Annotated in this window: 1 protein-coding gene; it reads left to right on the plus strand. The window is 68.4% G+C overall.

Annotated features, from left to right (window positions below):
* Nucleotides 1-144 precede the first annotated feature (144 nt).
* Nucleotides 145-17,556: a non-ribosomal peptide synthetase gene (locus CQW31_RS05955; protein ID WP_218254730.1), complete on the plus strand. Its 17,412-nt coding sequence runs from the start codon at nt 145-147 to the stop codon at nt 17,554-17,556.
* Nucleotides 17,557-17,720: the final 164 nt, after the last annotated feature.

Genomic DNA, 17,720 nt, shown 5'->3' on the forward strand with positions numbered 1-17,720 from the left:
GAAAACCACAGGCGCCGAAAATCCCAAGCCAGGAAAAGCCCCCCATATCCAACCCTGTCCCCGCTTCCCATGTCAGACCACCCGGTCACGATCCATTAGCGTGACAACGATCCCTACCTTCCAGGCAAAGCAGGATGCTTACTGATGCTCTTCAGCGAACTGATGGCTGTTCTCTCCACCCATGCAATCCGACTCCAGCGCGAAGACCAGGACCTGATCGTCCTGGGCGACGACCAGGCCCTGGACGACACCCTGTGGGAGGCGCTGTCACGGCACAAGCCGGCCTTGCTGGAAATGCTCGCCGAGCACGATGATGACTGGCTCAGCCCGGCGCTGCGCATCACCCCCGACATGCTGCCGCTGGTGCAGCTCGACCAGCAGGCCATCGACCGCATCGTTGCCAGCGTGCCCGGCGGCGCCGCCAACGTGCAGGACATCTACCCGCTGGCACCGCTGCAGCAAGGCATGCTCTACCAGCACCTGTCTGCCGCCGACGGCGATCCGTACCTGGCCCAAGTGCAGCTGCGCTTTGCCAGCAAGGCACACCTCGAAGCCTTCGCCCAGGCCCTGCAATGGGTGATCCAGCGCCACGACATCCTGCGAACCGCGCTGCATTGGGAATACCTCGACGAGCCGGTGCAGGTGGTCTGGCGCGAGGCGACCCTTGTGCGTGACGCCGTCGACGTCCAGGGCGACGATCCGCTGGCCCGGTTGTGCGCGCGTTTCGACCCGCATCACTACCGCCTGGACCTGCGCCAGGCACCGCTGATGCAGCTGATGCACGCCCGTGGCGCTGGCGGGCAGTGGGTGGCGTTGCTGATGTTCCACCACGTGATCATGGACCACACAGCGCTGGACATCGTGCGCCGCGAAATCCAGGCGCACCTGGCCGGCGAGTCGGCGCAGCTGGCGCCGCCGATGCCGTTTCGCAACGTGCTGGCCGCAGCGCGCCAGGCGCTGGACGAACAGGCCCACGAGCGGTTCTTCCGCGAGATGCTCGACGACATCGACGAGCCGACCCTGGCTTTCGGCTTGCCAGACAAAGGCCAGCAGCCACTGCAACAGGCGCGCCTGACCCTGGCGCCCGCGCTAAGCCTGCGCCTGCGCCGCCAGGCCCGACAGCTTGGCGTGAGCCCGGCCAGTGTCCTGCACCTGGGCTTCGCTCGCCTGGTCGGGCAACTGTCCGCGCGCCAGGCCGTGGTGTTCGGCAGTGTGCTGCTGGGGCGCATGACCACCGGTGAAGGCGGTGAGCAGGCGCTGGGCATGTTCATCAATACCCTGCCGCTACGCATCGACCTCGGCCAGCACGGTGTGCGCCAGGCCTTGCTGGCCACCCACAAGCGGCTCAGCGCCTTGCTCGGCCATGAGCAGGCCTCGCTGGCCCTGGCCCAGCGTTGCAGCGGCGTGGCCGCGCCGGCGCCGCTGTTCAACAGCATGCTCAACTACCGCCACAGTGCTGCCGGCGATGCCGCCGAGATCATCCCGGTGGCGCCGGGCATCGACATCGTCGGCGCCGAAGAACGCACCGACTACCCGCTGACCGTCAGCGTCGACGACCTTGGCGATGACCTGCGCCTGACCGTGCAAAGCTTGCCGCAATGGGGCGCTGCGCGCATTGCCGAGCAGTTCCGGCAGGTGCTGGCAAGCCTGATCGACGCACTTGAGCAGGCACCTGAAACACCGCTGCAGCACCTGGCCGTGCTGCCCCAGGCCGAGCGCGAGCAGGTGCTGGAGCAGTTCAACCGCACCGCCCAGGCTTACCCGCAAGGGCTGACCGTGCAGGCGCTGTTCGAAGCCCAGGCGGCCCGCGCCCCCGAGGCGATCGCGCTGCTGCAGGACGGCCTGGCCCTTGGCTACGGCGAACTGAACCGGCGCGCCAACCAGTTGGCCCATCGCCTGATCGAGCACGGCGTCAAGGTGGGCGACCGGGTTGCCCTGTGCCTGCCGCGCAGCCCGGAACGCATGGTCGGCCTGCTCGCGGTGCTCAAGGCAGGTGCTGCCTATGTGCCGGTAGACCCGGCCTATCCGGCGGAGCGAATCGCCTATCTGCTGCAAGACAGCGCGCCAGCGCTGGTGCTGGCGACCACGGCGATCGAAGGCTTGCCGCCGATGGCGCGCCTCGACCTCGACCAGGCCGACGCCTTGGCAGCCAACAGCAGCAACCCGGAACTGCCCGGGCTCGATGCGCAGCAGCTGGCCTACCTGGTCTACACCTCCGGTTCCACCGGCCAGCCCAAGGGGGTGATGATCGAGCACCAGACCCTGGCCAACCTGGTGCACTGGCACTGCCAGGCATTCGCGCTGGCGGCCGGCTCGCACAGCGCCAGTGTCGCCGGTTTCGGCTTCGACGCCATGGCCTGGGAAGTCTGGCCGACTCTGTGTGCGGGCGCCACGCTGCACCTGCCGCCGAAGCACATCGGTAACGAACACGTCGACGAGCTGCTGGACTGGTGGCTGGCGCAGCCGCTGCAGGTGAGCTTCCTGCCCACCCCGGTGGCCGAACAGGCCCTGCGCCGTGACCGCCAGCACCCGACCTTGCGCACGCTGCTGGTCGGCGGCGACCGCCTGCGCCAGTTCGACCGCGACCCAGGCTTCGCGCTGGTCAACAACTACGGCCCGACCGAAACCACGGTGGTGGCGACCTCTGGCCAGATCATCGTCAACGGTGCGCTGCACATCGGCCAGCCGATCGCCAACACCCGCGTGTATGTGCTCGACGAAGGCCTGCAGCCAGTACCGATTGGCGTCAGTGGCGAGCTTTTCATCGGCGGGGCGCAGGTCGCACGCGGCTATTTCAATCGCCCCGAACTCACCACAGAGCGCTTCCTCGACGACCCCTTCAACCCCGGTGGCCGCATGTACCGCAGTGGCGACCTGGTGCGCTGGAATGCCGACGGCACCCTCGATTACCTGGGGCGCAACGATGACCAGGTAAAGATCCGTGGCGTGCGCGTGGAACTGGGCGAAATCGAGGCTGCCCTGGCTGCCCGGCCGGGCATCGACGACGCCGTCGTGCTGGTGCGCGAAGGGCGCCTGCTGGCCTGGTACACCGAATCCGCACCCGTCGACCCTGAACCCTTGCGTCAGGCCCTGCAGGCCAGCTTGCCGGCACACATGCTGCCAGTGGCGTTCATCCGCCTGGATCAACTGCCGCTGACCAGCCACGGCAAGCTCGACCGCCGTGCGCTGCCCGATCCGGACGGCGCCTCGCTGCCTGGGCAAGCCTATGAAGCAGCGCAAGGTGAAACCGAGGCCGCCATGGCCGCGATCTGGGCCGAGGTACTGGGCGTGGAACGGGTAGGGCGGCATGACAACTTCTTCGAGCTGGGCGGCCACTCGCTGCTGGCTGTGACCCTGGTCGAGCGGCTGCGCAAGGCCGGCCTGGTCATCGATGTGCGCGTGCTGTTCGCCCAGCCGACCGTGGCTGCGCTGGCCGGCGCGACGGCCAGTGGCGAGGCCAAGGTTGCGGCCAACCGTGTGCCCCAGGGTGCAGCGCGGATCACCCCGGACATGCTCAGCCTGGTCGAGCTGGACCAGGCCAGCATCGATGCCATCGTTGCCACGGTGCCGGGCGGGGCCGCCAACGTGCAGGAAATCTACCCGCTGGCGCCGTTGCAGGAAGGCATTCTCTACCATCACCTGAGCGCCGAGCAGGGCGACCCGTACCTGCTGCAGACGCGCCTGGCCTTCGACAGCGTCGAGCGCCTGCTGGCCTGGGCAGGCGCCTTGCAACAGGTGATCGACCGCCACGACATCCTGCGCACCTCGGTGCTCTGGCAGGGGCTGGCGCAGCCGCTGCAGGTGGTCTGGCGGGCTGCGCAGCTGGTGGTGTGCGAGGTCGATGACCTGGCCGACCAAGTTGGCGTGTCACGCATCGAGCAGTTGCACGCGCGCTTCGATGCGCGCCACCACCGCCTGGACCTGGGCCAGGCACCGCTCACGCGCCTGTACTACAGCCTCGACCCCGCCAACCACCAGGTGGTGGCGATCCTGTTGTTCCATCACCTGACCCTCGATCACACCGCCATGGACGTGGTCGCCCGGGAGATGCGCGCCTTGCTGTTCGGCCAGGGCGCAACGCTGCCGGCGGCGGTGCCTTATCGCAACTATGTGGCCCAGGCCCGCCAGGCCGACCCGGCCAGCCAGGCGGCGTTCTTCCGCGAGATGCTGGCGGATGTCGACGAGCCGACCTTGCCGTTGGGCTTTGCCGATGTGCAGGGCGACGGGCGCCATATCGAGAGCGCCTGGATGGCGCTGGATGCCGGCCTCAGCCTGCGCCTGCGCCGTCAGGCACGGCAGCTGGGGGTCAGCGCCGCCAGCCTGATGCACCTGGCCTGGGCGCGGGTGCTGGGCGTGCTGGCCAACCGCAGCGACGTGGTGTTCGGCACCGTGCTGATGGGCCGCCTGCAAGGTGGCGAAGGCGCCGACCGGGCACTGGGCATGTTCATCAACACCTTGCCGCTGCGGGTCGACACCCGTGCTGGCGCGCACGCGGCGGTGATGGCCACCCATCGCAGCCTGTCGGCCCTGCTCGGCCATGAGCACGCCCCCTTGGCCCTGGCCCAGCGTTGCAGCGGCGTGGCAGCGTCGGTGCCGCTGTTCAGCGCCTTGCTCAACTACCGCCATAGCGCTGCCGATGCGCCACTTGAAGGCGAGGGCATCTGGGAGGGTGTGCGCCTGCTTGGCGGTGAGGAACGCAGCAACTACCCACTGACCCTGAGCGTCAACGACCTCGGCGAGGGCTTCAGTTTCAGCGTGCTGGCCGTCGAAGGCATTGGCGCCGCCCGCATCACCGAATGGATGGCCAACACGCTGGCGCAGTTGCTGCAAGCGCTGGAGTCGGGGCACGAGGCGACGGTCGACAGCCTGTCGATTGTCAGCGAGCAAGCGCGCCAGCAGCTGCTGGGCAGCTTCAACGCCACGGCGCAGGCTTACCCGCAGGGCCAGACCGTCCATGCCCTGATCGAGGCCCAGGCCGCCCGCGCGCCCGAGGCGACGGCCATCAGCCAGGGCGACCAGGCCCTGAGCTACGGCGAACTCAACCAGCGCGCCAACCGCCTGGCCCATCGCCTGATCGAACACGGTGTGCGCTGCGGCGACCGGGTCGCGCTGTGCCTGCCGCGCAGCATCGAGCGGCTGATCGGCCTGCTGGCCGTGCTCAAGGCCGGGGCTGCCTATGTGCCGGTGGACCCGACCTACCCGCGCGAGCGCATCGCCTACCTGCTGGCCGACAGTTCACCCGCGCTGGTGCTGGCCGATTCGGCCGTCGATGGCTTGCCAGGCGAGCTGCCACGGCTGGACCTCGATCAGCCCGCCAGCTGGCCTGCAACCGACAGCAACCCTGAAGTGCCCGGGCTCGATGCCCATCAACTGGCCTATGTGGTCTACACCTCCGGCTCGACCGGCCAGCCCAAGGGCGTGATGATCGAGCACCAGACCCTGGCCAACCTGGTGCACTGGCACTGCCAGGCATTCGCGCTGGGTGCCGGCGAGCGCACCTCCAGCGTGGCCGGTTTCGGTTTCGACGCCATGTCCTGGGAGGTGTGGCCGGCATTGTGCGCCGGTGCCACGCTGCACCTGCCGCCGACGCACATCGGCAACGAACACGTCGAGGAGCTGCTCGACTGGTGGCTGGAGCAACCGCTGAAGGTCAGCTTCCTGCCGACGCCGGTCGCCGAGCAGGCGCTGCGTCGCCAACGCCAGCACCCGACCTTGCGCACCCTGCTGATCGGCGGCGACCGCCTGCGCCAGTTCGACCGCGACCCGGGCTTCGACCTGGTGAACAACTACGGGCCGACCGAAACCACCGTGGTCGCCACCTCCGGCAAGGTCCTGCCGGGCGGTGCGCTGCACATCGGCCAGCCGATCGCCAACACCCGCGTCTATGTGCTCGACGCGCATCTTCAACCGGTGCCGGTGGGGGTCACCGGCGAGCTGTACATCGGCGGCGGCCAGGTCGCCCGGGGCTATTTCAACCGCCCGCAACTGACCGAGGAACGTTTCCTGGCCGACCCGTTCAGCCGCCTGCCGGGCGCACGCATGTACCGCAGCGGCGACCTGGTGCGCTGGAATGCCGACGGCAGCCTCGACTACCTGGGCCGCAACGATGACCAGGTGAAGATCCGCGGCATGCGCGTCGAACTGGGCGAGATCGAAGCGGCCATGGCGGCCCAGCCCGGCATCGAGCATGCCGTGGTGCTGGTGCGTGGCGAGCGCTTGCTGGCCTGGTTCACCGAAGCCAGCGCAGTCGACCTCGATGCGCTGCGCCAGGCGCTGCGAGCCAGCCTGCCGGCGCACATGCTGCCGCACGCGTTCATGCGCCTGCAGCAACTGCCGCTCACCAGCCATGGCAAGCTGGACCGTCGTGCTTTGCCCGAACCCGATACGGCGGAGCAAGGCCATGTCGAGCCCCAGGGCGAGCGCGAAACCCTCATGGCCGCCATCTGGGCCGAGGTGCTGGGCGTCGAGCGGGTAGGGCGACACGACAACTTCTTCGAACTGGGTGGCCACTCGCTGCTGGCCGTGACCCTGATCGAGCGCCTGCGTCAGCAAGGCCTGGACACCGACGTGCGCGTGCTGTTCAGCCAGCCGACGGTGGCCGCACTGGCTGCGGCACTGAGCAAGGGCCGACAGGTCGTGGTGCCGGAGAACCGCATTGCGGCCGGCTGCAATCACATCACCCCCGACCTGCTGCCGTTGATCGACCTGGACCAGGCCAGTATCGAGCGCATCGTCGCCACGGTGCCGGGCGGTGCTGCCAACGTGCAGGACATCTACCCGCTGGCCCCGCTGCAGGAAGGCATCCTCTATCACCACCTCAGTGCCAGCGGTGCCGACCCGTACCTGCTGCAATGGCGCGTGGCCTTCGACAGCCTGGCGCGTCTGCAGGCCTTCGCCAGCGCGCTGGACAAGGTCATCGCCCGCCACGATGTGCTGCGCACCGCCGTGCTCTGGGACAGCCTGCCACAACCGGTGCAGGTGGTCTGGCGCCAGGCTCCCGGGGCGGTTCTGGCCCTCTGTGGGAGCGGGCTTACCCGCGAAGCAGGCGACACCGCACTCGACTTGAGCCAGGCGCCGTTGATCCGCCTGATTTACACCGAGGCGCAAGGCCCTATCGAGGCAACCCTGCAGTTCCACCACATCGCCCTCGATCACACTGCGATGAAAGAGGTGCTGGACGAAATCCGCGACCACTTGCAGGGCCGGCAACCCAGCCAGCAGCCGGTGCCTTACCGCAACTACGTGGCCCAGGCCCGCCTGGCCATCAGCGAAGCCGAACACGAAGCCTTCTTCCGTGCCGCGCTTGGCGACATCGACGAACCCACCCTGCCATACGGCCTGACCGACCTGCAGGGCCAGGCCGACGGCTTCGAACTGGCCACCGTGCAACTTGCCAGCAGCCACTACCAACGCCTGCGCCAACAGGCCCGGCAGCTGGGCGTGAGTGCCGCCAGCCTGCTGCACCTGGCCTGGGCGCGGCTGGTCTCGGCCACCAGCGGCAGGGACAGCGTGGTGTTCGGCACCGTGCTGCTCGGCCGCCTGCAGGGCGGTGCCGGCGCCGACCGCGGCCTGGGCATGTTCATCAATACCTTGCCGCTGCGCCTGGACCTGAACGGCCTTGGCGTACGCGAGGGCGTGCGCCTGGCCCATGAGCGCCTGAGCGCGCTGCTGATGCATGAGCACGCCTCGCTGGCGCTGGCCCAGCGTTGCAGTGGCGTGGCGGCGCCCACGCCGCTGTTCAGCGCCATGCTCAACTACCGGCACGGCGCCAGTGCCCGCCAGCAGCAGGCACAACGCGAAGCCCTGGAAGGCATCCAGGCGCTGCCCAGCGGCGGGCATGGCAACTACCCGTTGAGCGTCAACGTCGACGACCTGGGCGACGGCCTGCGCATCACCGCCCAGGTCACGCCGCAGGTGGGCGCGCAACGGGTCTGCGGGCAACTGCTGCAGGTGCTGGTCGGCCTGCTCGATGCGCTGGAGCAACAGCCGCAACTGGCGCTGCAGCAATTGCCGGTGCTGGCGCCCGAGGAGCGCCAGCAGCTGCTGGTGGCGGCCAACGCCAGCGAGCAGCCACACGATCTGCAGCAACCGCTGCACCGCCTGTTCGAGGCGCAGGCCCGGCGCACGCCGGATGCCCCGGCACTGGTGGCTGAAGACGGTCAACTGAGTTACCGCCAGCTCGACGAACAGGCCAACCGCCTGGCCCATCACCTGATCGCCCTGGGCGTGCAACCCGACGACCGCGTGGCGGTCTGCGTCGAGCGTGGCGTGTCGCTGGTGGTCGGCCTGCTGGCCATTCTCAAGGCCGGTGGCGCCTATGTACCGCTCGACCCTGGCTACCCGGCCGAGCGCATTCGCCACATGCTGGACGACAGTGCGCCCAAGGCGCTGCTGGTGCATGCAGCGACCCGCGACCTAGCCCTGCACGCGGTGCAGGTCGACCTGGACCGCCCCGCCTGGGGTGAGCAACCGCTCAGCAACCCACGCGTGGCAGGTCTGACGGCCCGGCACCTGGCCTACGTGATCTACACCTCCGGCTCCACCGGCGTGCCGAAGGGGGTGATGGTCGAGCACCGCAACGTGGTCAATCTGCTGCACTGGAGCCAGCGCCTGTGCGCCGGCGCCGGCAGCGTGCTGCACAAGACCCCGATCAGCTTCGATGCCTCGGTATGGGAGTTGTTCTGGCCCTTGTGCAGCGGCCTGCGCCTGGTGCTTGCGCGCCCGGATGGCCAGCGAGATGCGCAATACCTTGCGCATTTGATCCAGCAGCAGCAGGTGAACGTGGTGCAGTTCGTGCCGGCCTTGCTGCAGCAGTTCCTGGAACAGGCGCAGTCCAGCGCTTGCACCAGCCTGAGCGACATCGTCTGCGGCGGTGGCGAGCTGACCGAAGCGCTGGCCGCCCAAGTGCGGGCGCGCCTGCCGAATGTGCGCCTGCACAACGTCTACGGGCCCACCGAGGCCACCGTCGACTGCAGCGCCTGGACGCTGGAAGCCGACGCGGCGCTGCCAGGCGGCACGCTGCCGATCGGCCGTCCGATCGACAACACCCGGCTGTATGTGCTCGACAGCCGCGACCAGCCGGTGCCGTGGGGCGTGTCCGGGCACCTGCACATCGGTGGCGCCGGCGTGACCCGTGGCTACCTGGGCCTGGCGCAACAGCAGGCCGAGCGCTTCATCGACAGCCCGTTCGTGGCGGGTGAGCGGCTGTATCGCAGTGGCGACCTGGTGCGCCAGCGCGCCGATGGCAACCTTGAGTTCCTCGGTCGCAACGACCAGCAGGTGAAGATTCGCGGCCTGCGCATCGAGCCAGGCGAAATCGAGGCCTGCCTGACCCGTATTGCCGGGGTGCGCGAAGCCGTGGTGCTGGCGTTCGATGCCCGCCTGGTCGCCTATCACACCGGTGAGCCGCACGCGGCGGATGCCCTGCGCCAGGCGCTGCTGACGCAACTGCCGGACTACATGGTGCCAGCGCAGTACATTCACCTCGGCCAGCTGCCGCTCACCCCTAACGGCAAGCTCGACCGCAAGGCGCTGCCAGCCCCTGACGCCGCGTTGCAGCAGCGTGCCTTCGAGGCGCCGCAAGGCAGCACCGAAACCCTGCTGGCGGCGATCTGGAGCGAGCTGCTGGGCGTGGAGCGCGTAGGTCGGCACGACAACTTCTTCGAACTGGGCGGCCACTCGCTGCTGGCCGTGAGCCTGACGGCGCGCCTGCGCTTGCAGGGCCTGCAGGTGGATGTGCGTACCCTGTTCGGCCAGCCGACCATCGCCGCCCTGGCGGCAACCCTGTGGCACGATCAACAGGTCGAGGTGCCTGAGAACCGTATCCCGGCGGGTTGCCGCCACATCACCCCGGCGCTGCTCAGCCTGATCGATCTCGACCAGGCCAGCATCGACCGGATCGTCGCCAGCGTGCCGGGCGGCGCTGCCAATGTGCAGGATATCTACCCGCTGGCGCCGTTGCAGGAGGGCATTCTCTATCACCACCTGAGCGCGGCCGGGAACGACCCGTATGTGCTTTACTCGCGCCTGCGCTTCGCCAGCCTCGAACGCCTGCAGGCCTTCGCCAGCGCCCTCGACCAAGTCATCGGCCGCCATGATGTGCTGCGCACCGCAGTGCTTTGGGAGGGCCTGCCGCAGCCGGTGCAGGTGGTCCTGCGCACAGTGCCTTCTGTGCTGGCGGGCGCCCTGGACGGCAGCTTGCCGACGATGCGCCTGGACCAGGCGCCGCTGATCCGACTGTTCCATACCCAGGGTGATGGCGCAGTTGACGCCACCCTGCAGTTCCACCACATCGTGCTCGACCACACCGCTTTGGAAGTGGTCGGCGAAGAGCTGCAGGCCTTCCTCCAGGGCGCTCCAGCCCCAGCCCACGCCCCGGTGCCTTACCGCAACTATGTGGCCCAGGCCCGCCTGGGCATCAGCCAGGCCGAACACGAGGCATTCTTCCGCACGCAATTGGCCGACATCGACGCACCGACCCTGCCGTTCGGCCTCAGTGACGTCCAGGGCGACGGCCGTGACATGCAGGAAGTGAAACTGACGCTACCGAGCACGCTTGCCACTCGCCTGCGCCATCAGGCCCGTGTGCTGGGCATCAGCGTCGCCAGCCTGTTCCACCTGGCCTGGGCACGCCTGCTGGGCGCCGCCAGCGGTCAGGACACGGTGGTGTTCGGCACCGTGCTGCTGGGGCGTCTGCAAGGCGGCGAAGGCGCCGAGCGGGCGCTGGGCATGTTCATCAACACCTTGCCGCTGCGCATCGACCTGGGCAGCGTCGGCCTGCGCGAGGCGGCGCAGGCCACCCACCAGCGCCTCAGTGCGCTGCTGGCCCACGAGCACGCCTCGCTGGCACTGGCCCAGCGCTGCAGCGGCGTGGCCGCGCCGCTGCCACTGTTCAGCGCGATGCTCAACTACCGCCATGGTGCCGAGGCCAATGCCGAGCAGCGCAAGGCCTGGCAAGGCATCGAAGTGCTCGACGGGCTGGAGCGCACCAACTACCCACTGAGCCTCAACGTGGACGACATGGGCGAAGGCTTCCGCTTGGTCGCCATGACCCCGGCCGAGGTCGGCGCGGCGCGGATCTGCGGGCAGATGAACCAGGTGCTGGAGGCGATGGCCGAGGCACTGGAGCATGAGCCGGAACTGCTGCTACAGCGCCTGCCGGTATTGGAGGCCGAGGAGCGCCAGCGGGTGCTGGTGGACTTCAATGACACGGCAGTCGATTACAACCTTGAGCAGACCTTGCATGGCCTGATCGAGGCGCAGGTTGCGCGTACCCCGGATGTGCTCGCCGTGCGGGCAGAAGAGGGTGAACTGACCTATCGCCAGCTCAATCAACAGGCCAACCGCCTGGCGCATTACCTGATTGGCTTGGGCGTCAAACCGGATGATCGGGTGGCGATCTGCGTCGAACGTGGCGTGTCGATGGTGGTCGGGCTGCTGGCGATCCTCAAGGCCGGCGGCGCTTACGTCCCGGTCGATCCGGATTACCCGGCAGAGCGCGTGCGCCACATGTTGACCGACAGCGCGCCGGTGACGGTGCTGGTGCACGCGGCGACCCGTCATGTGCCGGATGCCGGGCAGATCATCGATCTGGATCAGCCGACTTGGAGCAATCAATCGGCTGACAACCCTGTTGTCGTTGGATTGACGCCACGTCATCTGGCCTACGTGATCTACACCTCAGGCTCCACTGGCTTGCCCAAAGGCGTGATGAACGAGCATGCCGGCGTAGTGAACCGCTTGCTGTGGATGCAGGACGCCTATCAGCTGGGCGCCGATGACGTGGTGCTGCAGAAGACCCCGTTCAGCTTCGACGTATCGGTGTGGGAATTCCTCTGGCCGCTGCAGACCGGCGCCCGCCTGGTCATGGCCCGCCCTGGCGGACACCGCGACCCCGAGTACCTGCGCCAGGTCATCCAGAAAGAAAGCATCACCACCTTGCACTTCGTCCCTTCGATGCTGGATGTATACCTATCTTCAGCAGCGAGCACGTCCCCTGTGGGAGCGGGCATGCCCGCGAACACCGGCGAAGCCGGTGCCATACACCGCGTCGACTTCTTCGCGGGCACGTCGGATCGCCGCACCGCCGCTCCCACAGGGACCGTGTACGCCTTGCGGCGCGTGTTGTGCAGCGGCGAAGCCTTGCCCGGCAGCCTTGTGCGCCGCTTCCACGCACAGCTACCCACCGTCGAACTGCACAACCTCTACGGCCCCACCGAAGCCGCCGTGGATGTCAGCGCCTGGCACTGCCTGACCGCCCCCGACAACACCCCGATCGGCAAACCCATCGCCAATACCACCCTGTACGTGCTCGATAACCAGGGCCAGCCAGTACCCCAAGGCGTGGCCGGCGAGCTGTTCATCGGCGGCGTGCAGGTCGCCCGCGGTTACCTCAACCGCGCCGAACTCACCGCCGAACGCTTTATCGACGACCCGTTCCGCCCAGGCGGTCGGCTGTACCGCACAGGCGACCTCGCACGCCACCTGCCGGACGGCAATATCGAATACCTGGGCCGCAACGACGACCAGGTGAAAATCCGCGGCCTGCGCATCGAGCTGGGCGAAATCCAGGCTGGCCTCACCGCCATCGCAGGCATCAAGGAAGCCGTGGTGATCGCCCGCGACCAGCGCCTGATCGCCTACTACACCGGCACAGCGCAAACCGTGGAAACCCTGCGCACGGCACTGCTCGCGCACCTGCCGGAGTTCATGGTCCCGGCGCAGTTCATGCACCTCGACGCCTTGCCGCTGAGCCCCAACGGCAAGCTCGACCGTAAGGCGCTGCCGGCACCCGACGCCCTCCAGGACCGCCCTTACGAAGCCCCAGAGGGTGACACCGAAACCCTGCTGGCCGCCATCTGGTGCGAGTTGCTGGGCGTGGAACGGGTAGGGCGTCACGACAACTTCTTCGAACTGGGCGGCCATTCGCTGCTGGCGGTGACCCTGACCTCGCGCCTGCGCCAGCAAGGCCTGCATGCCGATATCCGTGTGCTGTTCGGCCAGCCGACCCTGGCCGCGCTGGCGGCGGCGGTGGGCACTGCAAACGCCGTGCAGGTGCCGGGCAACTGCATTACCCAAGCGTGCACCCGCATTACCCCGGACATGCTGCCACTGGCAAGCCTGTCACAGGCGTCCATCGACAGCGTGACTGCACAGATCCCGGGCGGCGTCGCCAATATCCAGGACCTCTACGGCCTGGCCCCGCTGCAGCAAGGCATTCTCTACCACCACCTGGCCAGCGAAGGCGCCGACCCCTACGTGCTGCAGGCGCGCTTCGCCTTCCCTGACCCGGCCACGCTCGACGCGTTCGCCGCTGCCCTGGATCAGGTCATTGCCCGCCACGACATCCTGCGTACCAGCATCCACTGGCAGCACCTTGAAGAGCCGGTGCAAGTGGTGTGGCGAGAAGCCAGGCTTGGCCGCGAGGCAGGCAGCACCGGCATCGACCTGAACCAGGCGCCGCTGATTCGCCTGCTGCGCAGCGAAACCGACGCGCGTGTCGAAGCAACGCTGCTGATCCACCACATCATCCTCGACCACGCTGCCGTCGAGCAGCTGGTCGCGGAAATCACCGCCGTACTGCAGGGCCGGCCGCTTTTGCACGCCAGCGTGCCCTACCGCAACTATGTGGCCCAGTCACGCCTGGGCAACACCGGCCAGGCAGCAGCGGCGATGTTCCGCGAGCTGCTGGGCGATATCGACGAGACCACCGAGGTGTTCGGCCTGCGCGAAGCACACAGCGGTGGCAGCCGTGTGCTCGACAGCCGCCAGGCACTGGATGCCGGCCTGGGCCAACGCCTGCGTGAACAGGCCCGACAGCTGGGGATCAGCGTTGCCAGCCTGGTACACCAGGCCTGGGGACTGGTGCTGGCGCAGCTGTCCGGGCGTGCGGAGGTGGTGTTCGGCACCGTGCTGCTGGGCCGCCTGCAGGGTGGCGAAGGCGCCGAACGGGCGCTGGGCATGTTCATCAACACCTTGCCGCTGCGCGTCAGTGTCGGCACGGCGGCGGTCAGCGACGCTGTGCGCCTGACCCACCAACGCCTGGCCCGCCTGCTTGCCCATGAGCAGGGGTCGCTCGCCGAGGCTCAGCGTTGCAGTGCGGTGCCGGCCGGGCAGGCACTGTTCACCAGCCTGCTCAACTTCCGTCACAGTGCACCGGGCAAGGCCGAGCTGAGCGAGGCCTGGCAGGGTATCGAGCAACTGGCCGCCCATGAGCGCAGCCACTATCCGTTGGTGGTCAACGTCGACGATGTCGGCGATGCGTTCGTGCTCACCGTGCAGGCGCTGGAGAGCGTGGACGGGGCGCAGGTCTGCCGGCTGCTGGCCACGGCTCTGGAGCAGCTGGCGCAAGCCCTGCAGCACGCCCCTGGCACGCCGCTGCAACAGCTCACCTGCCTGGCACCCGCCGAGCGCGAGCTGGTAGTGCATGGCTTCAACGCCAGCCGCCGCGATTATCCACGCGAGCATGCCGTCCACACGCTGTTTGGCGCCCATGCCGCACTCTGCCCGGCGGCGCTGGCCGTGGTGCACGGTGACCGGCAATACAGCTACGCGCAACTCGACCAGCATGCCAACCGGCTGGCCCATCACCTGCTGGCGCTGGGCGTGCAGCCGGGTGATCGCGTTGCCTTGCTGCTGCCGCGCAGCTTCGACCTGCTGGCGGCACAACTGGCGGCTAGCAAGTGCGCGGCGGTGTACGTGCCGCTGGACAGCAATGCCCCGGCCGAACGCCAGGCATTCATGATCGCCGACAGCCAGGCCCGTGTGCTGCTGACCTACAGCAGCGAACATCAGGTTGGCCAGGCCCTGCGGGTCGAACTCGATCAGCTGGCGCTGGAGCGTTGCCCGGCACATTCGCCAGGCGTGCCGGCAAGCGCCGAAAGCGCGGCCTACATCATGTACACCTCTGGCTCCACCGGCACCCCGAAAGGTGTGCAGGTGCCCCACCGGGCCATCGTGCGCCTGGTGGTCAACAACGGCTTTGCCGAATTCAGCAACCAGGACCGGGTGGCATTCGCCTCCAACCCGGCGTTCGACGCCAGTACCCTGGAAGTCTGGGCACCGCTGCTCAACGGTGGCACCCTGGTGGTCATCGATCAGCACCAGGTGCTGTCACGCCAGGCCCTGAGGGATACCTTGCTGCAGCAGGAAGTGAGCGTGTTGTGGCTCACGGCCGGGTTGTTCCAGCAGTTTGCCGATGACTTGCTGCCGGCGCTGGCCAGGCTGCGCTACCTGATGGTCGGCGGTGATGTGCTGGACCCGGCCGTGATTGCCCGGGTACTGCGAGACGGTGCGCCGAAGCACCTGCTCAATGGTTACGGCCCGACCGAGGCCACCACCTTCAGCACCACCCACGAAATCCGCGAGGTGGGTGAGGGCAGCATTCCGATCGGCAAGCCCATCGGCAACAGCCGCTGCTACGTGCTCGATGCCCGTCGGCAGCCGCTGCCGGTTGGGGCGGTCGGCGAGCTGTACATCGGTGGCGATGGCGTTGCCCTGGGTTATCTCGGCCAACCGCAACTGACCGCCGAACGCTTCCTCGACGACCCGTTCAGCCCGCAGCCGGGCGCGCGCATGTACCGCAGCGGCGACTTGGTCAGCTGGCAGGCCGACGGCACCTTGCGCTACCTGGGCCGCGCCGACCAGCAGATCAAGCTGCGCGGCTTCCGCATCGAGCTGGGCGAGATCGAGGCGCGCCTGGCGCAGTGCGCCGGCATTCGCGAGACTGCCGTCGTGCTGCGCGAGGACGAGCCGGGCGACAAGCGCCTGGTGGCCTACTTCACCGCCAGTGCGGGCGCCCCGGCGATAGCCGAGCTGCATGCCCGGCTGCAAGGCCAGTTGCCCGACTACATGCTGCCGGCGGCCTATGTGGTGCTGGAGAGCTTGCCGTTGACCGCCAACGGCAAGCTCGACCGCCGCGCCTTGCCGCAGCCGGGCAGCGACGCCGTGCTCAGCCGCGCCTTCGAGGCGCCACAGGGCGCGGTGGAAACCACCCTGGCGGCAATCTGGGCGGACGTGCTCAAGGTCTCGCAGGTGGGCCGCCATGACCATTTCTTCGAGCTTGGCGGCCACTCGCTGCTGGCGGTGACCTTGATCGAGCGCATGCGCAAGGCCGGCCTGAGTGCCGATGTGCGCGTGCTGTTCGCCCAGCCGACCCTGGCGGCGCTGGCCGCAGCAGTGGGCAGCGGCCGTGAAGTCCAGGTGCCGGATAACCGCGTGCCACAGGATGCACGGCAGATCACCCCGGCCATGCTCAGCCTGATCGAGCTGGATCAAGGCGCCATCGACCGTATCGTCGCGCAGGTGCCGGGTGGTGCTGCCAACGTGCAGGAAATCTACCCGCTGGCGCCGTTGCAGGAGGGCATTCTCTATCACCACCTGAGTGCCGGGCAGGGCGACCCCTACCTGCTGCAGTCGCGGTTGGCCTTCGACAGCCTGGCCCGTCTGCAGGCCTGGGCCGCGGCCTTGCAGCAGGTCATCGACCGCCACGACATCCTGCGCACGGCCGTGCTGACCGAGGGGCTGGAACAGCCGGTGCAGGTGGTATGGCGTGAAGCACGCATGGCAGTGACGGCGGTCGACGACCTGCAAGGGGCCTCGGTCATCGATGCCTTGCAGGCGCGTTTCGATGCGCGCCAGCAGCGGCTGGACCTGTCCCAGGCACCGTTGATGCGCCTGCTGTATGCCGACGACCCGGCCAACCAGCGCGTGGTGGCCATCCTGCAGTTCCACCACCTGGCCCTGGACCACACCGCGATGGAGGTGATCGCCGCAGAGATGCGCCAGCTGCTCGCGGGCAAGGCCGGCCAGCTGGCGGCGCCGGTGCCGTATCGCACCTACGTCGCCCAGGCCCGCCTGGGGGCTGACGCTGCCGCTCATGAGGCGTTCTTCCGCGACATGCTCGGCGACCTCGATGAGCCAACCTTGCCGTTCGGCCTGGCCGATGTGCAGGGCGATGGCCAAGCCATCAACGAGGCGCGCCTGCCGCTTGAGGCCACGCTGGCCCGCCAGCTGCGCGAGCAGGCCCGGCGCCTGGGGGTAAGCGCCGCGAGCCTGGCACACCTGGCCTGGGCGCGGGTACTGGGGGTGCTGGCCAACCGCACCGACGTGGTGTTCGGCACCGTGCTGATGGGCCGCCTGCAAGGCGGCGAGGGTGCCGATCGCGCACTGGGCGTGTTCATCAACACCCTGCCGCTGCGGATCGACCTGAGCGCGCCGTTGCAACAGGCCGTGCGTGCCACCCACCAGCGCCTGTCGGCGCTGCTGGGCCACGAGCACGCTTCGCTGGCGCTGGCCCAGCGCTGCAGTGGCGTGGCCGCGGCAGTGCCACTGTTCAGCGCCTTGTTCAACTATCGCCACAGCAGCGCTGGCGGCCCGGCCGCCGACGATGCCAGCGTGCAGGGTGTGCGCCTGCTGGGCGGCGAGGAGCGCAGCAACTACCCGCTGACCCTCAGCGTCGATGACCTGGGTGAAGGCTTCCCCTCAGTGTCCTGGCCCAACAGGGGATCGGCGCCGAACGCGTCGCGCTGTGGATGGCGCAGGCACTGGCACAGTTGAGCCAGGCGCTGGATCAGGGTGGCGACACCCCGGTGGACGCGTTGTCGATTCTCGGCCTGCCGGCCCGCCAGCAGGTACTGCATGCTTTCAACGCCACCGCCCGGCATTACCCGCAAGGGCAGACGGTGCATGCCTTGGTCGAGGCCCAGGCTGCACAGTCACCC

Origin of the sequence: Pseudomonas sp. 382 (assembly GCF_002759075.1) — a bacterium.
Lineage (GTDB): Bacteria > Pseudomonadota > Gammaproteobacteria > Pseudomonadales > Pseudomonadaceae > Aquipseudomonas > Aquipseudomonas vlassakiae.

Excerpts from the sequence above, each read along its gene's own strand:
- CQW31_RS05955 (WP_218254730.1), top strand. The coding sequence starts at position 145 with ATGCTCTTCAGCGAACTGATGGCTGTTCTCTCCACCCATGCAATCCGA.